Below are 21,477 nucleotides of genomic sequence, written 5' to 3' on the forward strand. Positions count from 1 at the left end.
ATATCCCCTCCATAGCTTAACTTCTAGTCTATCGTATAGGAGCGAAATAGGAAAGAGGAGAACTCTGTCGTTTGTTCAGCATATATCCGCTCATCAGGCTTTCATCCATTGGTGAACGGTCGGCGTATTAAAAGAATTGCATGATGATAAATCCACCAACACCAGCCAATATTCCATATATTAATGCTGGTAACAAGGTCTTCCTGATTATATCTCCTTCTTTACCAGACAAACCAACAACTGTCGACGCTGCAACCACATTATGCACACAAATCATATTCCCTGCAGCGCTGCCAATAACCTGTAATCCCAATATAATTTGGGTATTCATGCCAACTTCATTTGCAACATTATACTGAATTGGCGAAAACGTTAGTGTTGACACTGTTGCACTTCCGGTAATAAATGAACCAAGCTCCCCAAGGAATGGAGCAACAAATAACCATCTGGAACCAAACGTTGCTGCCAGTGACTCTGCAATGTATTGTGGCATACTAACTAGGTCATCCATATTCATTCCGGTGTTGGTAAACACCTGTACCAGTGCAAGTGTTGAAAACAAAGCCATGCCCGCGCTCTTGATTTGTCCAAGTGATTCTTTTGAAGCCTTTGCGAAATTCGAAAATGACTTACGCTGGATTAATATTGCGAATACAGCCGCAACAACTAAAACTGTACCAGGTGAGTACAACACTTCCCACCCGGAAGTAATCCCTTCAATTCCAAGAATATTGCTCCATGTCAAATCAACGTAGGTAAGGGTGAACTCTTTAATTGGGTCTATGATTCTAGTAATAAGCAGTAACCCTACCACTACCAGATATGGTGACCATGCTTTTATCAGTCCCATACTGGATTTCTCCTCTGATTCTTTGAAATCAGACTGAAGTGCTTCGTTCCATGTTATTTTTGGTAGAAAAAAACCTTTTCTTGCAGTTAAGGTAGCAACAGCCAATCCTGTTAACGCTGCCAAAATTGACACAAACTCCTGTCCGAAGAGTGCTGCATATAAAAGTGATGACCCAGTATAGGCTATACCAATGAGAAGTGCCCATGGAGCCATCGATAATGTACTGGACAATTCTTTTTTCTTACCAAAGAATAGCGTCAGAATAGCAACTAAAATGAGTGGTATAAATGTCCCGGCGAATAAATCAATTAGCGTAATTTTTAAACCAATCTCATTAAAAAATGCCAAATCTGCACCAGGAATATTACTCAAACCTATCTGAACCGGTGTACCGACCGCACCGAAAGATACGGGTGAACTATCAGCGATTAGAGCCAATGCTGCGGCAGCCATCGGATTAAAACCAAGCGCAACCATCAAAGGACCTGTTACAACAGCTGGTGTTCCAAACCCTGCTGCTCCCTCAATCAGAGCACCGAACAAAAAGGCAACAATAATAACTTGAACACGCATATCACTCGATATATTACGAAATCCCCGGTTGATCCGATCTACTGCACCGGTATGCCGGAGTGTATTTAGTAGAACAACAGCGCCAAATAGAATTAGTAGAATTGTCAACGCTTTATGTAACCCCTGAAGAATAGAAGCGATGACAACTGTTCCACCCATTCCCCAAACAAAAAACGCTAAGCCAATCACAATAAGTGCACTGTAAAACATCCCTTTAACTGCCGGCATTCGAAAGATAACCAGGAAAATAAACGGTGCAATTATGGCACTTAATGCTACGAGTAAATGCACTTTTAAGCCCCCCTATTTTGATTCAACCAAAAAAGCGTTTTCATTTCACCTTAAAAGTTAGGTCTTATGGTTTTCTGGTCATCTGATGAGTTGGTGTTATTTTATAGCGGATTTAAATTATTGTCAATAGCAATCAATAGTTTCAAAAGTTAATTTGTAAAAAAGCACCACATTTCCTGCGGAGCAAGACGTTTTGTTGAAGGTTGCTTAAGGGACTTGGGGCAGTTTCATTGTCATGTCCCTAGAAAACTTGTTTGAAAACGCATGAGATAATAATATCGCATTTCTTTCTATCATCCTGAGAAAACAATTTGTCAACTTGAGGTTGCAATTCTGTCATACAAGGGATTTATCAAGGGTTATATAATTGTAACAATCATCTAAAAATAATCATGTTATAATTATAACAAACAAACGGTTAGTGAAGGAGACATCTTCATGAGTGACAATAATAATTCTGATAATCCTATGGGCCTTGGAATCGCAATCGGTCTTTCATTGGGCGTTGCATTTGGTGTGGCGTTTGATAATCTCGCTATAGGAATTGCGATTGGTGTTGCACTGGGAGCAGGTCTTGGTTCTTTATGGAACGCTAAGTAACTAATGAAAAATTTATCAGTGCTGTCAAATAGAAGTTGCTGACTTGGAGAAGGAGAATGTATGTGGAATCAAACTGTGTTTTTTGCGAACCGAAGCTGGAAGCGGATCAGAAAATCATTTTAAGCAATGATTACTGTATGTTTTTGCAGCTGGATCAGGCTCGGATCAAAGGGGTTAAGCTTGAAGGTGCTGGGCTAATTGTCCCGAAAACGCACAGACAGACGGCTTTTGATTTGAGTCTGGAGGAATGGCAGGCGACATACGAGCTGCTTCCGCATGTAAAAAAATATATTGACGAAACGTATCAGCCTGACGGTTATAATCTTGGCTGGAATTGCGGTGAAATCAGTGGACAGCATATTCCTCATGCGCATTTGCATGTGTTGCCCAGATACGCGGATGAGCCACTTGCTGGTAAAGGGATACGGTATATGTTTAAGAACGATAAGAATGAAAGAAAAGGATTCACAGGACTCAACTGGAATAAGTAATATAAAAAGGGGTATCCGATTATGAAGCGGAATCTCATGGGCCTTTTCATGCTAATCAGTTTGGCAGCCCTATTATTAACTGGCTGCACGTCAGACACAACGGAGGACGACACAATGAGTGAAGAAGGACCGGTCACGAAGGAAAAGTCAGAACTTTCATTTAAGACGATTGATGTTGGTGAAGCGCCGAACAGTGTGCAGGAATGGGTCGAGAAAAACAGGAAAGAAGAAACGAAAAAAGTTTTTCACGCGGAAGGCAAAACGTACGTCATTATCATGCTTGGACAGAAATCGACCGGCGGCTATGCCGTAACGATTGATGAGATGCAGCTTGAGAAAATTGTTTCGCCGGAATCCAAAGCAGGTAAGGGAACGGTTCACGTCACATACCACACCATTGCACCGGAAGAAGGCAGCATTAACACGCAAGCCCTGACTTATCCGATGGCGATAGCTGAACTGGAAGGAACGCGTGATTATGAATATCAGTTTTCAGAACAAGGCAAACAGAATGAGCTGAAAGGAAGCAACAACGAAGAGATGGGTGATCCCGTTCACCCTGACAAGCTGACGGGCAGCTGAGGAATGGAGTGGACATGACGATGATTATCAGACCAATCGAAGTAGAAGATGCAGAGAAAATTTTAAAACTGAATAAACGAATTGATGCGTCAGGTTTTATGCTGCATGAGCCCGGCGAGCGAAAAACAACTGCCTGTCAGCAAAAAGAGGCTATTGAAAAAATCACATTGGAGGAGCGATCAGTCTTTTTTGTAGCTGAAGCTGATGGCCATCTCACTGGTTTCATCGCTGCATTTGGCGGCAAATTGAAGCGGAACAAGCATTCAGCATATCTCGCCTTGGGTGTTCATGATGGGTTTTACGGACAAGGCATTGCAACATCATTGATTACGAAAGTATTTGAATGGGCTGACGACACCGATATATCAAGGCTGGAGTTGACAGTCATTAAAGACAATGAGAAAGCGATCAAGCTCTACCAGAAAATGGGCTTCCAGATTGAAGGTGAAAAAGTCCATTCACTGATGATCGATGGACAGCCTGCAAATGAGTATTATATGTACAAGCTGGTTTAAGAACGGGTGAGTTTGGCTGTTTGCGCTGTAGATTCGTGCGGAATCGCTATAGTTTTCCGTGAGTTGTTCCCGTTGAATGTAATCATTCAAGAAATTGAGAAAGCAGGTGGAAGCGATGGCAGGAAAAATTCCGAAGCTGACTTTTACGCCGGAAGAGAAATCGAATTTGCGAAAGGCTCAAGTCAAATTGAGCGAAGTCTATTTGCTGGAAACAGACGATTTAGCCCACCATTTGAATGCGCCAAACGAACGAGCGAAATATATCAAGGCGCTGGCAACGTTTCAGCAGATTCCCTCAATCGGTCACAAATTTGCTGATACACTCGTTAACAATTTAAACTTTTATAATCTTGATGATTTAACGGATAAAAACGGTGCTGCATTATTGGATCAACTGGAACGCGATCTGGGATATTGGGTTGACCCGTGTGTCGAGGATCAAATCAGGTGTGTTATATATCATGCCAATCATCCTGGATCCACGAAACAATGGTTTGATTTCACAAGGGAGCGAAAGACTTACCGCGAGAAGAACGGCTATCCGGAATCAAGGCCGGTGGATGCATGGTATTAATAGGTTTTTTGAATAAAGAGCAAACTATTAACTGAGCCGATGAGGGTATTAAGGGTTCGTTTAAAAGCAGTAAGTTTAATCTTGAAATTTAATCAGAAAAGTTTCACTCGGTAAACGATGGAAGAAGGAAAGGTTTTCGATACGACTACGACTTGTCTGCCGTACCATTCAGCTTTATAAGTCAGCATTTCCTTGAAGGTCGACCACGATACATCACTGATTGCTTTCGCCAAACGATGATTTTTTAGCATGTTTACAACCTGCAAATCTAGCGGGGCTAGCCTAATCAAAACTGGCCATGAGGCTGGTGTTCTTAGGAATCCCCCACTTCAAACAATCCGCAGGTTGTTAAGTGGTGGGTAGTTCAATCAAGTAGGCAATCAAAAATATTTACTGATGGAAGTAAATGAAGTATATGAAACGAATTCTTATGAAGTAACTGATCCGGAAGAGGAAAGAAAATTAAAAAAAGCTTTAAAAGATGATAACCCCATTTTGTCTGATGAAGAAATGAACAAAATGTTAGGTAAAAATAAATGAAAGTGCTATGGAGAAAATCCGCAGTAGAATCATTAATGGAGTTGGATAGATGGAGAGAAAGTATTGATCTTGACCCCATTGCGGATTATATAATCCATACTGTAGAAATGTATTTCGGAAAGTAGGATTTTTCAATTTATACACCAGGACGCCAAGTCTTTATCCAGGCAATTCCTGTTGAATTAAGAATGGTGCTAATTGCTATTGGAAATTCCAGTCCCTTGAACAATTATGCTATACTGTCCTTACCAACAATGAAAGGTGTGATGCTTATGTTTACATTAAATTTTCACGAAGGTCGTCGTGTCACGTATGGAATTTCGGCAAATTTAATGAAAGGCAGGCATCACATTGTTAAAAGGCGAAAAAATAGAACTTAGAGCGGTAACAAAAGAGGACTTGAAAAATCAGTACAAATGGCGGAATGATGAAGCGTTTGCCAATCTTGCCGCGGGATCTGATTCATTTCAGTATAACAACACGCCACTTGAAATGATGGAAGCTTTTTATGAAAAAAATCTGATGACAGTGAGCGTTCAGGAAGGCTGTGTATTTTCGGTCTATACATTAACGGACGGTAAACATATCGGGAAATGTGACTATCGGGACGTCAACCTTGTCACCAGAACAGCAACGATCGGTTTGTCGATTGGTGAGCGTGATTATTGGGATGGTGGTTATGGCTCGGATATCATTCGGACGTTGGTTCGTCACTTGTTTAACAGTATGAACTTGAGGCGGATACAACTGGATACGTGGAGCGGCAACAAACGGGCGATCAGAGCTTATGAAAAATGCGGCTTCGAAGTTGAAGGACGTCTAAGGGAAAATGAGTATGTTGATGGAGCGTACTATGACACCATTGTGATGGGATTGCTGCGCTCAAGGGTTTTGTGAGTTATTTAAAAGGTTCAGTCATCGTTGGCTGAGCCTTTTAATTTTCAGCGTTCTCCGGCATTTTATCAGCAAAGCCCTCATAAGGCAGGGAAGATTCAAACTTCTGATTTAAGAAATTGATGCGTTCGTCATTAATTCAATTATATCATCATATTGTTTAAACAAGTCAAAAGTCACAATCAAACTTGAAAAAGAATAAAGGGGATGAATGGTAATGGGGGCAAAGTGGATTAAGATAGCTGTGATTTATTTTATCCTGGGTATTGCGATTGGAATGTTTATGTCCTCCACACTTCAGCTTCAATGGGCGGCTGCTCATGCGCATGTGAATTTAGCGGGGTGGGCATCGATCGGTATTACAGGGCTTGTGTATACTGCCTATCCTCAAGCTGGCAGCAGTGTATTGGGAAAGTGGCATTTTTGGCTTTATAATATAGGTATGCCGTTTCTGCTTTTAAGCATGTTTATGGTACAAATTCCGGGTATGCTGTCGGTTGCGCATATCTTCACTTTCGGTGGAGGTATAGCAGTGGCTGCAGGTGTTGTGCTTTTTATTATAAATGTTTTCATGAATGTACATGAGTCCAATGCTTATAATCAAAACAAGCAAACTTCATAGAGGGATAGAGAATGTTAGGGTATGAACGATGGACTTTTGACTGAAGGGAAACGATAATAACGCATCGGAACGAAAGACTTTTTTCTTACGAGATAACAGTCTTTTGCCATTAGCAGCATAATGAGCGCTATAGAATAAAAGTCGAAAATTCATCTGCATTCGTCTGATATTAATGGTATAATAGTAGGGTTAGATGGCGTAAGAACAGATATAACCGATTTGAAACAAGGGCAGAAAAGGATTGAAGGCGGTCAGGAAAGACTTTAAAAAAATCTCCGTCGCCAGTTTAGGTGACTATACTGAAAAGATAATTGATCAGTTTGATGATAAGACAGATGCACTGAACAATCGCGTATTCAAAGTTGAATCAGAAGTAAAAAGTTTAAGCAGGCAGCAATGAGATAAATCATTGCTGCCTTTATATTTTAACGTGCTCGGCAAGAAGTCCCCTTCAAAATCTACAATTTAGGTGGAGAGGTTCACCAATGCTTCCCTTCCTTCCATGGATATATTTCATTAAAATGATACATCCTACTTAATAGAAAGTTTTATAAAAGGTGGGGACCAGACAAATGAACATTGCAGATATTATGACAGTGATTGGGTTTGTTGTTGTTTCGCTTATCGTGCTAATCCTTTTGGCAATTAGCATATACATATATTTCGTCGACCGTACGCAGCGTCAGCATCCGGTCCTGCGCAATTATCCGGTAGTGGGACGGGCGCGTTATTTTTTTGAAAAAATCGGTCCGGAGCTGCGGCAGTATTTCTTTAATAATGACAGGGAAAGCAAACCGATTTCGCGGGAAGAGTATGGCCATATTGTGAAGAAAGCGAAATATAAACGTGATGTGGAAGGCTTCGGCTCGCAGCGCGATTTTGAAAAAGAAGGCTACTATATCCGGAATAGCATGTTTCCAATGTTGACTGAAGAATTGAAAATGGACAGGGAGGCAAAAGTGACGACCAATCGTTATTTACTGACCAAGGATCCACTGTTCACTCAACGTGAAGAGCACTTGGAGGAAGAGAATTCGCCGGTTTATTTGCTTGATGAGGACGATACGATCGTCATTGGCGAAAATTGCCAGGACCCGTTCAGAGTGCGCGGGCAGATTGGCATGTCGGCGATGAGTTATGGATCACTTGGGGAGCGGGCGATTACGGCCTTGTCGGAAGGGCTCGGCATTGCAAAAGGCACGTGGATGAATACAGGAGAAGGCGGTCTGTCGGATTATCATTTGAAAGGCGGGGGCGACATTATCATGCAGATCGGCCCCGGCATGTTCGGTCTCAGGGATAAGGAAGGCAATTTCAATTGGGATGAACTGAAGGAAAAAAGCAAGATACCACAGTTGAAGGCGTTTGAAGTGAAGTTGGGTCAAGGTGCGAAAACGCGCGGCGGTCATGTTGATGCCGAGAAAGTGAACGAAGAAATTGCCCGAATCCGGATGGTTGAACCTTTTACGTCTATCGACAGCCCAAACCGATTTCCGGAGTTCAGTGATTTACCGTCGCTGTTTGATTTTATTGAACAAGTGCGGGAACATTCCGGCAAGCCGGTCGGTATGAAAGTTGTGGTGGGAAGTCACTTTGAAGCGGAAGATTTGGCAAAAGGGATACGTGATACCGGAAAAGGCCCTGATTTCATCACAATCGATGGCAGTGAAGGCGGAACGGGTGCATCGTATCAGGAGCTCACAGACAGTGTCGGGCTACCGATCAAATCTGCTTTGCCATTGGTGGATAACGCATTGAAAAAACACGGAGTCCGGGACCGGGTAAAAATCATTGCTTCAGGCAAGCTGTATTCGCCTGACCAGGTTGCGATAGCGCTGGCCATGGGCGCTGATCTCGTCAATATCGCCCGGGCATTCATGATTACAGTTGGCTGCATCCAGACGCTGGAATGCCACTCCAACGGTTGTCCGGTTGGTGTTGCGACGACCGATCCGGATCTCCAGAAAGCACTCGTTGTTGATGAAAAGAAACACCGTACCGCTAACTATCTGATTTCCATGCGCAAAGGTTTATACCGCGTTGCAGCGGCGGCCGGGCTTGAGTCTCCACTGCACTTTAAGCGTGAACATGTCATTTATAAAGATGAAAAAGGTAAGACATGGTCGCTTGATGATATTTACCAGTCGATGATTCAGCCTGGCGGGGAAGGCTCGATGAATGCATGAATTTAATATAAGGAGATTGCACCTTTGCAATCTCCTTAAATTTTAGGACGATTCAGCTGCAGCCGTCCTTTTTTTATGGGCTAAATAAATTTTCTTGGAAATCAGTGTTTGGCCGATAATGAACAACCCCCAACCGCCCAGTACAACGGTAATGCTGCCGGTGCATTCAGAGAGACGATACCAATCATGACCGGAGACACCATGCCAATGACAGCCATTTGCTTTTTCTGTTGCGGTTCCAGTCCAATTTGTGAAACCTTGAATTGGACAAAATAAATGACGACCGCCAGGATAGTCAGCAAAATGTCGGTCTCACCAAGGTCAAACCACAAAAACTGATGTTCCGCAATCTCCGGTGTCCGGTAAATCGCATAGTAAAAAGCAATCAAAACCGGCATTTGGATGAGCATTGGCAAGCATCCGGCTACTGAGGCGAGCGGATTGAAATTGTGGTTTTGATAGAGTTGCATCATTTCCTGCTGCATGTTCATTTGTGATTCCCGGTCTTTGTTATCTTTGTATTTAGATTGGATCTCGTCCATTTCCGGTTTGAGTTCCTTCATTTTATCCTGCATTTCCAAACTGCTTCTCGTCTGCTTCAGCATGAACGGCATGATGATAAGCCGGATGATGAGTGTAATGATGATAATCGACAGGCCGTAACTCCCGTTCAGAAATGAGGCCAGCCCCTTGATTAAAAGGGAAAAATTGTAGACGAAGTAGTGATTGAAAAAACCTTCTGTGTCAGCATTAATGGGCTCATTGAGTGATCCACAGCCTGCCAGGAAAATGACAAGTAACAGCCCAATCAGGCTATATTTGTTCGCAAAAGTGAATACAGATTTTCGTTCCATCTATGTCCTCCTCTTTTTTTCATTATTACGTTGAAAAAAGAGAAGGCGTGGTGGTCGGTATCATCATCCGGGGCATCTACTCGTTTGGCTTTTTGAACGATCCAGTCCATGACATCTGTAGTCTCTCCGATTGATTCCTGGTTCGGGGCCGACTGGATTTCAATGGAGTGTGAATGTTTCGTATGCACATGAGTATGCCCGATGAACTTGTACAAATTGAATTGAGTGATTTTAATCGTGCCAATGACAGACATGACGATACTGAAATAGAAGTAAAAAGGTGAAGTATCGGCAAGTAGTTCGTATAATAGTTCGATGATCATCTGTATTCACCTCCTTTCACGATGTTCGTACATATATCTAATATCAATCATACTACAAATGGCTGAAAATAGTAAGCGTGAAGAGAGGATCTGAGCGCCTTTATGTAAATTTATTATCTGTTTGATGGTATTATGAAGGCAACATGTTAAAATTTGTTTGAACTGACCGGTCTTATGGAATAGTAAGGATGGTCAATGAAATTATCCGTATTATATGATGCATGCGGAATCTGTTTAGAGAGGAAGGAGCATCATTTTTTTATGGGAATCTATCAGTTTGAAGACTTGAAACGGTATAATCAGATATTGCTCGTAATTGGAATTATTGTGATTGCCTTTAATTTGCGTGCGGCGATTACATCTGTCGGCCCATTAGCGAACGTTATCGGGGACGACCTGGGTCTTGCCAGCTGGAGTGTCGGAATTCTGACCAGTCTCCCACTCATTGCGTTTGCCGTGATGTCGCCGATTGCACCTAAGCTCGGTAACAAATATTCGAACGAAATTGTGCTGATCAACGGCATGGTGGTGCTTTTCATTGGCATACTGGCGCGGTCGGTGCCGATGCCGGTTTTTCTCTTCGGCGGGACATTGTTGATTGGGGTGGGAATCGCGGTTTCCAATGTTCTTTTACCTGGTATTATTAAGGAAAGATTCCCAAATCGAGTGCCACTCATGACCAGTGTTTATTCAATTGCCATGGGGCTTGTGGCTTCTCTGGCTTCCGGGATCAGTGTGCCACTGGCGAATAATGCAGGTCTCGGGTGGGAGTGGTCGCTTGCCATCTGGGGGCTCCCGGCGATTGCTGGAATTGGCATTTGGGTTTATTTTGTCAAAAAGCGACGTGCCGCCAACGAGGTTAGCATGCATTATGTTACAGCCAGTGACGTGCGGATGTGGAAATCGCGTCTTGCCTGGGAAGTAGCTGCATTTCTTGGCTTACAGGCTTTTTTATATTACGTCATTATTGCGTGGCTTCCGGCTATTTTACAGGATTATGGTGCAAGCAGCAGTACAGCGGGCTGGATGCTGTCATATGCACAATTCATCGGTCTTCCGGCCAGCTTGCTCCCGGTGCTTGCCGGCAAAATTAAATCACAAAGCAGTCTGACAGTCGGTGTTTGTTTGCTGGCAACTGCAGGATCCGCCGGGCTGTTGTTCGGGCAATCCAACTTTATCATGATCGCAAGCGTTACGCTGCTCGGTGTTTCGACAGGCGGTTTGTTCCCATTGGCACTCTCTTTTCTGGGTATGCGGACAGAAGATGCACAACAGGCAGCGGAGTTATCAGGGATGGCCCAGGCACTTGGCTATTTTCTGGCTGCCTTGGGGCCGATTGTTCTTGGTTCATTAAATGATATTACCTCAAGCTGGCAGACGCCGCTTATAGTGTTGCTTACCGTGTCGATTCTAATGGCAGTTGTCGGCTACGGTGCCGGCCGGAATCGGACAGTGGAGGATGAATTCAGGGATATGTCCGGGCTGGAAGAAGAAAGTGCTGGAGCCGATATGCGTTCCCGGAATTTGTAGGCATTAATTGATACTTGAGATTAATAAGAAACAGGTGATTTTTATGCAAGTGCTGCTTGTTATGGCTGGCGGATTTCTGGGAGCGGTTGTCCGGTTTGCGCTTAGTGATTGGCTTTATGCGGGAGAGTTCCCGCTGAATACATTAATTATCAATTTAGCCGGGTGTTTATTTCTGGGATGGTTTCTGACATTTGTAAGTCAAAGTGGAAAATTGAAGCCTGGCATTGCGTTATTGATCGGTACTGGATTTACGGGTTCATTCACTACCTTTTCGACGTTTTCATTGGAAGCCATGAATTTATTGCAACAAGGCTTCGCTTTTCAGGTGATACTTTACATTATTGCAAGTACGGGTGGCGGTTTGCTATTGGCATATGCCGGGTTCAAATTGGCGGTCTTTCATGACCGGAGTGGAGCTGATGACGAATGATAGTATGGTTGGTTGGACTCGGTGGTTCGATGGGAGCTGCGGCACGGTATTTGTTGAGTGATTGTATTAATAAAAGACGTACATATCCATTTCCACTCAGCACATGGCTTGCGAATATAGCTGGTTCCTTTTTACTTGGGCTGCTTGCCGGTCTTTATGGGGCGAGTGCTATTAGTGAGGGTGTATGGTTTTTCTTTGGAGCAGGTTTTTGCGGAGCATTTACCACCTTTTCAACTTTTGGTCATGAGACGATTTCATTGCTCGAGGCCAAAAGGTGGAGAACTGCTGTAGTTTATGTTTTGACATCTGTTGCTCCCGGGATTGGTGCAGCTTCTCTGGGATTACTATTATAACGTCGGTAAGGTAACTTCATTCGGTTTCGAGTTCCACCCATTATAAAAGCGACTGCCATGTCAGCAGTCGCTTTAAAAAAACCTTCTAACTTCCAGTGTCCCGATAGCCTGTATGTGCTTTCACCTTAACTTCAGCATATCGTTTGGCGTCTGAACCGCCAGAGAGTATGGTGCCAAGATAGCCGCCAAGGAAGCCGATTGGCACAGATACCAGCGCCGGGTTACTGAGCGGGAAGAGTGGATCCCCGACAAACAACGCTGCGCCTTCAGTCGGCGAGAAAACACTTGGGCTCATGGAAACAAGCACCAGCGCTGAAATCAGGCCGGACAGGACTGCTGAAACGGCGCCTGTTGTATTGAAACGCTTCCAGTACACGGTATACAGAATAACCGGCAAATTGGCGCTTGCCCCGATACAGAAAGCGAGCGAAACAAGGAATGCTACATTCAAATACTGTGCGAACACCGATAGGACAATCGATAGTACCGATACGCCCAGAGCAGCATAACGCGCTGCCAGCATTTGCTGCTTATCGGAGGCTTGGCCTTTTTTAATGATCTGTCCGTATAAATCATGGGCGAATGCTGATGCGCCTGACAAAACAAGGCCGGCAACAACTGCCAGAATGGTGGCAAATGCCACAGCAGATATGAACGCAAACAAGAACTCGCCACCGATTGCTTCAGCCAGAAGTGGTGCTGCCATGTTTCCGCCAGGGTTAGCTTCAGTAATCGTTCCTTCACCGACGAAAATAGCTGCGCCGAATCCGAGGAACAATGTCAGAACATAGAACGCGCCAATGATCCATGTAGCGGTGACGACTGATTTTCGGGCTGTTTTAGCATCTTTCACTGTGAAAAAGCGCATCAAGATATGTGGCAATCCGGCTGTACCAAGGACGAGCGCAAGCATTAGTGAGATCGTATCAAGTGGTGATGTGTACTTAAGCCCCGGGTTCAAATAATCAGCCCCGTGAGATGTAGCCGTTTTGGCCTCTTCGAACATGGCTCCGATATTAAAATTGAAATGCATCAGAACAAGGAACGACAGAATCAGCATTCCGGCCATCAGAAGAACTGCTTTGACGATCTGAACCCAGCTTGTAGCGACCATGCCGCCAAATAGAACATAAATCGTCATCATGACCCCGACAATCAGAACGGCGACTGTATATGGAATATCAAACAATAACTGGATAAGGGCGCCGGCACCGACAAGCTGGGCGATCATATAGAACAAAGAGATTGTAATCGTGCTCAATGCTGCAGCGCCTCTGACCTTTTTGGCATCGAACCGTGAATTAAGCATATCGGCGATTGTATATTTGCCAAGGTTTCTGAGTGGTTCCGCGACTAAAAACAATACAACCAGATAAGCAATTAAAAACCCTATGCTGTAAAAGAAGCCGTCAAAGCCAAAAAGGGCAATTGAACCGGCAATCCCAAGGAAAGAAGCTGCCGATAAGTAGTCACCTGAGATGGCGAGTCCGTTTTGAAAGCCGGTCAGCCCTCCGCCAGCTGTATAAAAATCGCCGGTTGTCTGGGTCTGTCTGGAAGCCCAGAACGTAATGGCAAGCGTCAGAGAAACGATGATCAAAAACAGTACAACAACTGTAGTACTCATGAGGCTTTCCCTCCATCCCCATTATCAATTTGATCTTCAAGGATCTGGTCTGTTTCTTCATCAAATTTGGCTGCTTTTTTGACATAAATCGTACACAGAACCCATGTCATCACAAACTGGGCAAAGGCAAACAGCCATACCCACGAAATATCACCGAATACCGGTGTGTTTAAGAAGGTTGTGTATGACGTCAAGATTGGCAGCATAAAGTAAAAAACCAGGAAAAATATCGTATAAGGTATTATGAATTTTTTCTTGTTTTTCATAAACCTTTGAAACTGCTCACTTTGTTCCATCTTTTCAAAGTCAACCTTTTGATTGGTTTGGCCGTCTGTTTTCATTTCGTTAACAGTACTCATAAAAACCTCCCATGTTAAGTGGAGGGGCACCGCTTTCAAAGAAGGGGCCCCGGTTAAACCTCACCACAAATGTTTGAGAATACGATGAAGATTCGCTTTATTTTTCCATCGTTGACAGATCCCCCGCCGGCTCATCAAGCTCCCATGCCTTTAAGACACGGCGCATGATTTTGCCGCTTCGGGTTTTCGGCAGAAAGTCGCGGATTTCCATTTCCCGTGGTGCGGCGTGTGCGGCTAACCCTTTTTTGACGAACGAACTGAGTTCCTGTTCCAGTTCATCGCTTCTGGTATAACCGTCTTTAAGTGCGACAAATGCCTTAATGATATGGCCGCGGACAGGATCAGGTTTACCGATGACAGCCGCTTCAGCAACAGAAGGATGTTCGACCAGTTTGCTCTCGACTTCGAATGGTCCAACCCGCTCACCTGAAGTGGTAATGACGTCATCATCCCGTCCCTCGAACCAGAAATAGCCGTCTTCATCTCTTGACGCCAGGTCGTCTGAATCAAACCAGCCTTCAAATGGAAAATATTTTTTGAATCGTTCTTCATTATTCCAAACGGTCCGAAGCATGGATGGCCATCCGGATTTAATGCATAATTTGCCCATCTGACCCGGCGGAAGCTCATTGCCTTCTTCGTCCAGTATAGCCGCTTCAACACCCGGGAATGGTTTACCCATTGAGCCGGGTTTCATTGGCATGGCGGGGTAGTTCGCGATAATCACACCACCGGTTTCGGTCATCCACCAATGATCATGGATCCGCCGGTTATAAACGTCCATGCCCCAATGGATGACCTCAGCGTTCAACGGCTCGCCGACACTGAGCACATGTCTGAGTGAGCTTAAGTCAAACTTTTTAACAGCTTCATCACCGGCACCCATCAGCTTGCGGAATGCAGTCGGCGCACTCAGCCAGACGGATACCTGGTACTTTTCGATGGTGCCATACCAGTCTTCAGGACTGAAACGCCCGCCGCGGACCAAGTTGGAAACACCGTTCAGCCACGGTCCGAATATGCCATAGGACGTGCCGGTTACCCACCCCGGGTCAGCTGTGCACCAGTATATGTCATCTTCCTTAAGGTCCATGATCCATTTGGCGGTCTGATATTGCTGGATCATGGCATTATGGACGTGCAATACACCTTTTGGTTTACCGGTCGATCCGGATGTATAATGCAGAATCATGCCATCTTCACGGTCAACCCATTCAATGTTCAGATCTCGTGAGTTTTTTTCCATTTCCTGTTCATACCTGAAAAACTTTACGTCTCCATCTTCAGGGGCGTCCCCGTCACCGACGAGAATAATATTTTCCAGATGTGGCAGTTCGTTGTACGGAACACGATCAATCAGTGAAGGTGACGTAATCAATACACTTGCTTCACTGTTTTCAAGACGGTCGCGGACTGCCTGTTCCATGAATGCTTCAAACAATGGTCCGGTAATGGCCCCGATTTTCAAGGTGCCTAACAGGCTGGTGTACAGTTCGGGCGAGCGCGATAGAAATAAAAAGACACGATCGCCTTTTTCAGTCCCTATGCTGCGCAGCACATTCCCGAACTTGTTGGATAGAAACTTCATGTCCTGAAATGTATATTTTTCATCCCGCTCATCGTCACTGTAATAGAGTGCCACTTTGTTCCTGCGCCATGTTTCGGCATGTCTGTCGATGGCCTCGTGTGCCATGTTCACTTTCCCTGTTTCATGCCAGGAAAAGGATTTTTCGACTTCCTCCCAAGAAAAATCGGCACGTGCCGTATCATAATCAGGCATATTAGCCTGCCCTGTTTTAGGTGCTATTGTATCAGCTACCACTTTCATTCCCCCTCATGTTAATAATCATAATTATCCGGATAGTCTGCTGAATATGGCAGAATGACATCACCTCCGCATATTGTAAGCGCTTACGACACAGTATAAGTGATGTTCATTTGGTTTGAGGGAGTTTTTGGGCCAAATGTTGTTTACGATGTCTGAAAAGTTTAAATTCAAAGGTGAATGGTTAATTTTTAAACATCTCGAGCAAAAATTTTCGCGCAGCCCGGCTGACCGGCAGGGTCGTATGATTTTTATCCTTCAGGGTGAGATTATACGCACCGTTGAACCATGGCGTAATCTCCCTCACATAGTCCAGGTTGACCAAGTAGCTGCGGTGCGTCCTGAAAAAGGAAAATCCTTTCAATCTATCTTCAAGTTCCTGCAATGTCATTCGACTTTCAATCACTTCATCGCGCGTATGGATTTCCAGCATTCGGTTGGATGGCACGGCATAATAGATGGAATCTGGTGAAAGAACCACCATACGCTCACCATCATCAATGAGAAGTTTTTCGGGAGCCTGGTCGGTTCGTGTTTCAGCGTGCTTCTCCTGTTTCATGCCAGTCTGCGCCATTTGTTTGCGTATGCGGCGCATGGTTTTCTGAAAACGGGTGTCATCATAGGGTTTCAGCAAGTAATCGACAGCCTCAATTTCAAACGCATCCATCGCATATTCATCATAGGCTGTCGTAAAAATGAATAGGGGCGGTTGAATATATGCCAGCTCGACTATCTGCTTCACAGCTTCCACTCCGGTCATCCCGGGCATTTCCACATCCAGAAAAATAACGTCAGGTTCATGGGCCACATACAAATCAACCAGCTGATTGCCTGTTTCAGCACTGGGACAGAGTACGACATCCGGTTCTTTTTCCAGTAAATAAATCATGTCCTCCCGTGCCAACTGTTCATCTTCAGCAATCATGGCGTGAATGGTTCTCATCATCATACCTTCTTTCCTTAAGGCTGTTTTTTAACACAAAATCTATAGACAGAATTGATTTCCGCTGCGGGCGGTCGCGCACCTTAGGGCAACGCTTCAGCTTCCTCGGAAGCAAAAACCGCTTCCTGCTCAGATTTCAGCCGCCCGCGGAAAGCGGCGTGTATTTCCGGAGCGGTCTCATAGCACTCAAACATTTTTTATAGTACTTCGCAGTTTACATCAATTACGAAGGTTAAAGAGCTGCAAAATTCACAAGAATAGTGTTCTTTAACTTCGCTTGCATGGTATCGTAAAATAAACCTCACTGCCGCTTTCAGGCAGATTGCGAATATGGAGGCGTGCAGATTCACCGATGAGACTGATCAGGCGCTGGTTCACGTTATACAATCCGGCACCTCCGTCGTTTTGTCTGTTTGTCATTGTTGTTGTTCCCGCTATCTGGAGCTGGTTTTCCGGGAAGCCTGTTCCATTGTCACTGACGGCAATTCTTATCGTGTCGCCGTTATCTTCTATGGTGACATTTACTTCACCGCCGCTGGTTACATTTTTTAAACCATGCTTGATGCTATTTTCAACGAGCGGCTGAATCGTTGAGGGCGGGATGTTGGCCTGTGCTAGTTTTTCAGGTTCTGAAAAGTGAATGGTCAGCTGGCTGGAAAAACGGGTCTGGATGATTTCAATGTATGATTTGACATGCTGATACTCCTTTTCCAATTTGATGAGTGAGTCTTTCACCAGGCCGATATTAAAACGCATATAGTGTGCCAGGCTGACTGTAATGTGCCGTGCTTTCTCCGCGTCTTTTCGGAACAGGGCCGCAATCATATGGAGTGTATTAAACAGGAAATGCGGATTAATCTGTGCCTGCAGGTTTCTCAATTCAGCATCACGTATATGCTTTTTCAATTCTTCTGTTGCGATGGTATCCAGCTGATTGGTAATCAATTGACCCAGCCCCTTCGCCAGGACAAGTTCTACCGGGCGGATGTGCTGCGCTTTTTCAAAGTAAAATTGAATCAGTCCTGTTGCTTCCTGCGCATCGATAATCGGGATGAAGATGGCTGCTTCAAACGGACAATTTTCATCGCGGCACTGAATTTCTGAACGTGAATAGGCAATTTGCATTTGACGCGATTCAAGTGCCTGATGGGATAACGATGTCGTGCTCTGATCACCTTCCTGATGATGATCACCGCCTATGCCCCGATGTGCTAGAACTTCGCTTTCATTGGTGACAGCTACAGCGGCGAGATCCAGGCGGTCATGGAGCAAATCAGCGATTCCTGATGCCATCTCCCTGGGTGAATGGTGTTTTCGTAAAAAAGGGAGGGCTTCTTCAGCAATGGTCAATGCCTGTCTCGTTGCCTGCGCTGCCTCATTTTCCTGCTCTTTGAGGACAATGCCGATCATCGCTGTAAAAATCGCAATGGAGATGCTGTTCGACAATACTAAAGGCAAACCAATTGTATTGACCATCGTAATCATTTCTTCAGAGTTCGGCTCGGCTATCAGCAGCATATGCATCTGCAGGACAGGCGGAAAAACACCGATAAACAATGCCTTCATTGGCGCGATTACCCGCTCATTTGAGAAAAAACGTGTTGTCCACCCAGCCAAGAGCCCTGTAATGGGATTGACCAGAGTGTTCGCAACCACACCTAAGCCCCCTAGGAAAAAAAGGTGAGCACCCGCCATGATGCCTGCTCCAAGTCCGACTACAGGACCGCCAAGCAATCCGGCAATGACAATCGGGACAAGGCTTAAACTGGCAATCATCTGATCATCGGCGACAGGCGTCAGAACAAAACTTCCGGCCGCAGCTGTATCGCCGTCAATTACGATGCCTGTAATGGTACCGGCAATCCCAAACAGGCCGAAAACAAAAGCATGGACGAACAGCATTTTTTTGCTGAATTCACGGTCAACGAGTGATCTGAAACCGCGGGTGCGTGTCAGGACAAAGGCAATAAGGAGCAATAACCCCAGACGTTCAAATAAAATCAGCGTCAAGTATTTCATGAGCGATCGTCCCTCGTTTCAATCCCCGTCTGTGACTTGATGAAAAAACGGCGAAAATCCGTCGAGCTCTGTGTTGCAGGCCGCGTCAAGAGCGAGCCAAGAACCGCTCCCAAAAACCCGATAGGAATAGCGATAATCCCGGGGTTGGCCAGCGGCAGAACCGGTTCATGCGGAATCCAGCCGCTGACCGGGTTCATGATATGCGGCCCGAGCAACAGCAGCACCAGTGAAGCAACCAGACCGCTTGCCATTCCTGTAATCGCACCCTTTTCGTTGAAGCGCTTCCAGTAAATCGTAAGCAAAATCACCGGCAGATTGCTGGATGCCGCCACGATAAAGGTTAAGGAAACAAGGAATGTCACATTGATATTTTCCAGGCCAAGTGCAAATAAAGTTGAAATAAGACCCACAACAAAAGCTGTCCATTGCGCTGAACGAATCTGCTTTTTCTCAGTCGTCCTGCCTTTTTTAATGATGTGAAAATAAACATCGTGTGAAAAAGCGGTTGTGGCTGAAATCACCAGACCAGCGACAACTGCAATAATCGTTGTAAACGCGATCGCCGCAATAAAAGCCATCAGAAAGTCGCCGCCCAATTCTCCCGCCAAAAGCGGTGCTGCGAGATTCCCCGTTTGATCTGCCCCGACTAATTGCTCGTAGCCGATTAAAGCAACGGTTCCGAGTCCGAGCACGAGTGCAATGATGTAAAATGTGCCGATAATCCAGCTTGCAGTCAAAAGTGATTTGCGCACTTCACGGGTATTGCTTACAGTAAAGAAACGAATCAGGATGTGCGGAAGGCCGGCTGTACCAAGAATTAATGCGAGATGCAGCGATATACTTTCCAGCGGTTCATCGTACAGGTTGCCTGGCAGGAAAAACTGCTCCCCCAGCGGTGTGCCTGTTTTAACCTCGGCAATCAGCGCTGCAGCACTCCAGTCAAACCGCGAGAACACAATTAACATTAAGAGAAAGGTTCCTGACATGAGCACGACAGTCTTCACAATCTGCACCCAGGACGTGGCAAACATGCCGCCAAACACTACGTAAATGGTCATCAGACTGCCAATAATCAGGACAGAGGTGGAATAGTCAATATTTAAAAGCAGGCGCAGCAAAAGGCCGGCAGCTACCAATTGCGGAATCATATATAGTATGGAAATAATCAATGCCGCACTCGCCATCATCCAGCGCATCCGGCTGCCCGGAAAGCGCGAGCAGACAACATCCCCGAGTGAATATTTGCCTAAACGGTGCACAGGCTCGGCAATGAAAAATAATACTATTAAATAGGATACCAAAAAACCAATCGCATACAGAAAGCCGTCATAACCGCTGATGGCAATGGTTCCGATAATCCCGAGAAACGATGCCGCACTAATGTAATCCCCGGCAATCGCCATGCCGTTTTGCACCCCGGTTAAGCTGCCTGCTGCCACATAGAACTGATTCGTCGTTTTACTTTGCTTGGCCGCCCAATATGTAATAATCAATGTGCACACAATGATGCACAGGAAAAACAGGAAATAAGTCAGATTCACGGTTTCACCTTCTTTTGGTCTGCTTCGGGCCGAGAGAATCCGAGTATCATAATCCGCACGATACTATTAGTGCGTGTTCAAAAAAGAGGCGATGTGTCATTGTTACCGGGCTTTTTGAACAATCTTTATTATTCAATGAATTATAAATTTAGAAAATACTCTTATTATGAATCGTACCGTATTCTATGATGTTCGTAAAGCTATTTAAGAGTGCTTCACATCAACGCTTCTAATGGCTGGAATTTCGTGCTATACTGACATTGAATTAGAAAAAGAACTAATGGGAGAAGGAGGAACCGTAACATGTTCAAAAAAATTGCTTCAGATGCACTGGGATTATCGGACATTGGTAAAATCATCGGCCCTGAGGACTATGACAAAACCGATGCGGATGATTATGTCCGGCACGAAGACGATGAACAGATCTATTTTCTCATCAAGACAAAAGCGGATGAATATTGTTTCACGAATACTGCTTTGATCCATGTAGACGGGGAAAATGCAGCATCCTCCAAACGGACGCTGAACCGTTATCCTTACGCACAGCACAAAATTGCAAATGTCTTCCTCGAGACTGCCGGTAAAATCGATATGGATATTGAAATTAAATTCACCCTCGGCAATCAGGTTTTCAGCATTGATGTCCATAAGGATGAAATCGAACAATTGAAAGATCTGTACAAGGCATTGTTACATATCGCAGAAACCATGCATGAAAATGAAATTGTCCTGGAAATGGGCAATCAGAGTCTGGATAAAGCGGTGAACGTGCTCCAGCATTCAAGAGCAGCTGATACAGATTTGGCGAACCAGTATAAAGAGCTGACAGAGTACAGCTTCTCCTGGTTGAAGTCGGTAAGAGAAGATTACCATGCGAAAGATTTCGGCGCTATATTTGAAAAGTATATTAATAATTAATCTTTAAATGAGCTGTATATGCTGTGGCATTGTACAGCTC

Annotated in this window: 23 protein-coding genes and 1 pseudogene; 14 read left to right on the plus strand and 10 right to left on the minus strand. The window is 44.7% G+C overall.

Annotated features, from left to right (window positions below; all coding sequences use genetic code 11):
* Nucleotides 1-127: 127 nt before the first annotated feature.
* On the minus strand, nt 128-1,714 hold the full coding sequence (locus AOX59_RS14240) for an L-lactate permease (RefSeq protein WP_068446572.1): 1,587 nt from the start codon (nt 1,712-1,714) through the stop codon (nt 128-130).
* Nucleotides 1,715-2,152: 438 nt separating this feature from the next.
* Here AOX59_RS14240 and AOX59_RS20050 point away from each other — a divergent pair, with 438 nt between their 5' ends.
* The 5 genes from AOX59_RS20050 to AOX59_RS14260 all read left to right on the plus strand — a co-directional run bounded on the left by AOX59_RS20050 (nt 2,153) and on the right by AOX59_RS14260 (nt 4,476).
* Nucleotides 2,153-2,314, plus strand: a complete 162-nt coding sequence (locus tag AOX59_RS20050) for a glycine zipper domain-containing protein (protein ID WP_169792881.1) — start codon at nt 2,153-2,155, stop codon at nt 2,312-2,314.
* Between the two features lie 62 nt (nt 2,315-2,376).
* Nucleotides 2,377-2,805 carry an HIT family protein gene (locus AOX59_RS14245; protein ID WP_237049272.1) on the plus strand — a complete coding sequence of 143 codons (429 nt, stop codon included), beginning with the start codon at nt 2,377-2,379 and terminating at the stop codon, nt 2,803-2,805.
* A gap of 21 nt (nt 2,806-2,826) precedes the next feature.
* Nucleotides 2,827-3,387, plus strand: a complete 561-nt coding sequence (locus AOX59_RS14250; RefSeq protein ID WP_068446577.1) for a protease complex subunit PrcB family protein — start codon at nt 2,827-2,829, stop codon at nt 3,385-3,387.
* A 14-nt stretch (nt 3,388-3,401) separates the two neighbouring features.
* The gene (locus AOX59_RS14255; RefSeq protein WP_335338751.1) at nt 3,402-3,902 is read left to right on the plus strand and encodes a GNAT family N-acetyltransferase; all 501 of its coding nucleotides are present in this window, start codon (nt 3,402-3,404) and stop codon (nt 3,900-3,902) included.
* A gap of 115 nt (nt 3,903-4,017) precedes the next feature.
* Nucleotides 4,018-4,476 (plus strand): helix-hairpin-helix domain-containing protein, encoded by a 459-nt coding sequence (locus AOX59_RS14260; RefSeq protein WP_068446581.1) that lies wholly within the window; start codon nt 4,018-4,020, stop codon nt 4,474-4,476.
* 119 nt (nt 4,477-4,595) lie between these two features.
* On the opposite strand, the pseudogene AOX59_RS19295 reads toward AOX59_RS14260, so the two are convergent.
* Nucleotides 4,596-4,745, minus strand: a pseudogene (locus tag AOX59_RS19295) (IS200/IS605 family accessory protein TnpB-related protein); the annotation flags it as partial.
* A 127-nt stretch (nt 4,746-4,872) separates the two neighbouring features.
* On the opposite strand from AOX59_RS19295, the gene AOX59_RS19765 reads away from it, so the two are divergent.
* The 5 genes from AOX59_RS19765 (at nt 4,873) to AOX59_RS14280 (ending at nt 8,718) form a co-directional block, all read left to right on the plus strand.
* Nucleotides 4,873-5,016 (plus strand): hypothetical protein, encoded by a 144-nt coding sequence (locus tag AOX59_RS19765; protein ID WP_156418712.1) that lies wholly within the window; start codon nt 4,873-4,875, stop codon nt 5,014-5,016.
* 351 nt (nt 5,017-5,367) lie between these two features.
* The gene (locus tag AOX59_RS14265; RefSeq protein ID WP_068446583.1) at nt 5,368-5,913 is read left to right on the plus strand and encodes a GNAT family N-acetyltransferase; all 546 of its coding nucleotides are present in this window, start codon (nt 5,368-5,370) and stop codon (nt 5,911-5,913) included.
* 214 nt (nt 5,914-6,127) lie between these two features.
* Nucleotides 6,128-6,532 carry a hypothetical protein gene (locus tag AOX59_RS14270; RefSeq protein WP_068446585.1) on the plus strand — a complete coding sequence of 135 codons (405 nt, stop codon included), beginning with the start codon at nt 6,128-6,130 and terminating at the stop codon, nt 6,530-6,532.
* A gap of 241 nt (nt 6,533-6,773) precedes the next feature.
* Nucleotides 6,774-6,932 (plus strand): hypothetical protein, encoded by a 159-nt coding sequence (locus AOX59_RS14275; protein ID WP_179946409.1) that lies wholly within the window; start codon nt 6,774-6,776, stop codon nt 6,930-6,932.
* A 172-nt stretch (nt 6,933-7,104) separates the two neighbouring features.
* Nucleotides 7,105-8,718 carry an FMN-binding glutamate synthase family protein gene (locus AOX59_RS14280; protein WP_068446587.1) on the plus strand — a complete coding sequence of 538 codons (1,614 nt, stop codon included), beginning with the start codon at nt 7,105-7,107 and terminating at the stop codon, nt 8,716-8,718.
* Between the two features lie 101 nt (nt 8,719-8,819).
* Here AOX59_RS14280 and yidC read toward each other — a convergent pair whose 3' ends face one another.
* Both yidC and AOX59_RS14290 read right to left on the minus strand, forming a co-directional pair.
* Entirely contained in the window at nt 8,820-9,572 is a 753-nt protein-coding gene (gene yidC, locus AOX59_RS14285) for a membrane protein insertase YidC (protein WP_335338752.1), read from the minus strand.
* A complete protein-coding gene (locus AOX59_RS14290; protein WP_068446588.1) occupies nt 9,527-9,895 on the minus strand; it encodes a hypothetical protein in 369 nt (122 codons plus the stop codon). Before AOX59_RS14290 ends, yidC begins: the two co-directional genes overlap by 46 nt.
* A gap of 261 nt (nt 9,896-10,156) precedes the next feature.
* Between AOX59_RS14290 and AOX59_RS14295 the strand changes: the two genes are divergently transcribed.
* From AOX59_RS14295 to crcB (AOX59_RS14305), 3 genes are read left to right on the plus strand one after another with little or no spacing between them, the layout of a single operon-like run.
* Nucleotides 10,157-11,425, plus strand: coding sequence for a CynX/NimT family MFS transporter (locus AOX59_RS14295; protein ID WP_068446590.1), 1,269 nt, complete (start codon nt 10,157-10,159; stop codon nt 11,423-11,425).
* Nucleotides 11,426-11,432: 7 nt separating this feature from the next.
* On the plus strand, nt 11,433-11,855 hold the full coding sequence (gene crcB, locus AOX59_RS14300) for a fluoride efflux transporter CrcB (protein WP_237049273.1): 423 nt from the start codon (nt 11,433-11,435) through the stop codon (nt 11,853-11,855).
* Nucleotides 11,852-12,208, plus strand: coding sequence for a fluoride efflux transporter CrcB (gene crcB / locus AOX59_RS14305; protein WP_237049274.1), 357 nt, complete (start codon nt 11,852-11,854; stop codon nt 12,206-12,208). Before crcB (AOX59_RS14300) ends, crcB (AOX59_RS14305) begins: the two co-directional genes overlap by 4 nt.
* 85 nt (nt 12,209-12,293) lie before the next feature.
* Here crcB (AOX59_RS14305) and AOX59_RS14310 read toward each other — a convergent pair whose 3' ends face one another.
* The 6 genes from AOX59_RS14310 to AOX59_RS14335 form a co-directional block, all read right to left on the minus strand.
* Nucleotides 12,294-13,832 carry a solute symporter family protein gene (locus AOX59_RS14310; protein ID WP_068446594.1) on the minus strand — a complete coding sequence of 513 codons (1,539 nt, stop codon included), beginning with the start codon at nt 13,830-13,832 and terminating at the stop codon, nt 12,294-12,296.
* A complete protein-coding gene (locus AOX59_RS14315) occupies nt 13,829-14,191 on the minus strand; it encodes a DUF485 domain-containing protein (RefSeq protein WP_068446596.1) in 363 nt (120 codons plus the stop codon). Before AOX59_RS14315 ends, AOX59_RS14310 begins: the two co-directional genes overlap by 4 nt.
* A 97-nt stretch (nt 14,192-14,288) precedes the next feature.
* Nucleotides 14,289-16,019: an acetate--CoA ligase gene (gene acsA / locus AOX59_RS14320; protein WP_068446598.1), complete on the minus strand. Its 1,731-nt coding sequence runs from the start codon at nt 16,017-16,019 to the stop codon at nt 14,289-14,291.
* A 181-nt stretch (nt 16,020-16,200) separates the two neighbouring features.
* On the minus strand, nt 16,201-16,959 hold the full coding sequence (locus AOX59_RS14325) for a LytR/AlgR family response regulator transcription factor (RefSeq protein ID WP_068446600.1): 759 nt from the start codon (nt 16,957-16,959) through the stop codon (nt 16,201-16,203).
* A 267-nt stretch (nt 16,960-17,226) separates the two neighbouring features.
* Entirely contained in the window at nt 17,227-18,978 is a 1,752-nt protein-coding gene (locus AOX59_RS14330) for a LytS/YhcK type 5TM receptor domain-containing protein (RefSeq protein ID WP_068446602.1), read from the minus strand.
* Nucleotides 18,975-20,519 (minus strand): solute symporter family protein, encoded by a 1,545-nt coding sequence (locus AOX59_RS14335; RefSeq protein WP_068446603.1) that lies wholly within the window; start codon nt 20,517-20,519, stop codon nt 18,975-18,977. The genes AOX59_RS14330 and AOX59_RS14335 overlap by 4 nt, the downstream gene beginning before the upstream one ends.
* Nucleotides 20,520-20,822: 303 nt before the next feature.
* On the opposite strand from AOX59_RS14335, the gene AOX59_RS14340 reads away from it, so the two are divergent.
* Nucleotides 20,823-21,437, plus strand: coding sequence for a PH domain-containing protein (locus AOX59_RS14340; protein ID WP_068446604.1), 615 nt, complete (start codon nt 20,823-20,825; stop codon nt 21,435-21,437).
* The last annotated feature ends 40 nt before the right edge of the window (nt 21,438-21,477 follow it).

The organism is Lentibacillus amyloliquefaciens (assembly GCF_001307805.1).
In the GTDB taxonomy this organism is placed as follows: Bacteria; Bacillota; Bacilli; order Bacillales; family Amphibacillaceae; genus Lentibacillus; species Lentibacillus amyloliquefaciens.

Coding starts and splice junctions, on each gene's coding strand:
- AOX59_RS14295 (WP_068446590.1), top strand. CDS start 10,157: ATGGGAATCTATCAGTTTGAAGACTTGAAACGGTATAATCAGATATTG.
- AOX59_RS20050 (WP_169792881.1), top strand. CDS start 2,153: ATGAGTGACAATAATAATTCTGATAATCCTATGGGCCTTGGAATCGCA.
- AOX59_RS14250 (WP_068446577.1), top strand. CDS start 2,827: ATGAAGCGGAATCTCATGGGCCTTTTCATGCTAATCAGTTTGGCAGCC.
- AOX59_RS14315 (WP_068446596.1), bottom strand. CDS start 14,191: ATGAGTACTGTTAACGAAATGAAAACAGACGGCCAAACCAATCAAAAG.
- AOX59_RS14270 (WP_068446585.1), top strand. CDS start 6,128: ATGGGGGCAAAGTGGATTAAGATAGCTGTGATTTATTTTATCCTGGGT.
- AOX59_RS14290 (WP_068446588.1), bottom strand. CDS start 9,895: ATGATCATCGAACTATTATACGAACTACTTGCCGATACTTCACCTTTT.
- AOX59_RS14310 (WP_068446594.1), bottom strand. CDS start 13,832: ATGAGTACTACAGTTGTTGTACTGTTTTTGATCATCGTTTCTCTGACG.
- acsA (WP_068446598.1), bottom strand. CDS start 16,019: ATGAAAGTGGTAGCTGATACAATAGCACCTAAAACAGGGCAGGCTAAT.
- AOX59_RS19765 (WP_156418712.1), top strand. CDS start 4,873: ATGGAAGTAAATGAAGTATATGAAACGAATTCTTATGAAGTAACTGAT.
- AOX59_RS14255 (WP_335338751.1), top strand. CDS start 3,402: ATGACGATGATTATCAGACCAATCGAAGTAGAAGATGCAGAGAAAATT.
- crcB (WP_237049274.1), top strand. CDS start 11,852: ATGATAGTATGGTTGGTTGGACTCGGTGGTTCGATGGGAGCTGCGGCA.
- AOX59_RS14330 (WP_068446602.1), bottom strand. CDS start 18,978: ATGAAATACTTGACGCTGATTTTATTTGAACGTCTGGGGTTATTGCTC.
- AOX59_RS14260 (WP_068446581.1), top strand. CDS start 4,018: ATGGCAGGAAAAATTCCGAAGCTGACTTTTACGCCGGAAGAGAAATCG.
- AOX59_RS14280 (WP_068446587.1), top strand. CDS start 7,105: ATGAACATTGCAGATATTATGACAGTGATTGGGTTTGTTGTTGTTTCG.
- AOX59_RS14325 (WP_068446600.1), bottom strand. CDS start 16,959: ATGAGAACCATTCACGCCATGATTGCTGAAGATGAACAGTTGGCACGG.
- yidC (WP_335338752.1), bottom strand. CDS start 9,572: ATGGAACGAAAATCTGTATTCACTTTTGCGAACAAATATAGCCTGATT.
- AOX59_RS14340 (WP_068446604.1), top strand. CDS start 20,823: ATGTTCAAAAAAATTGCTTCAGATGCACTGGGATTATCGGACATTGGT.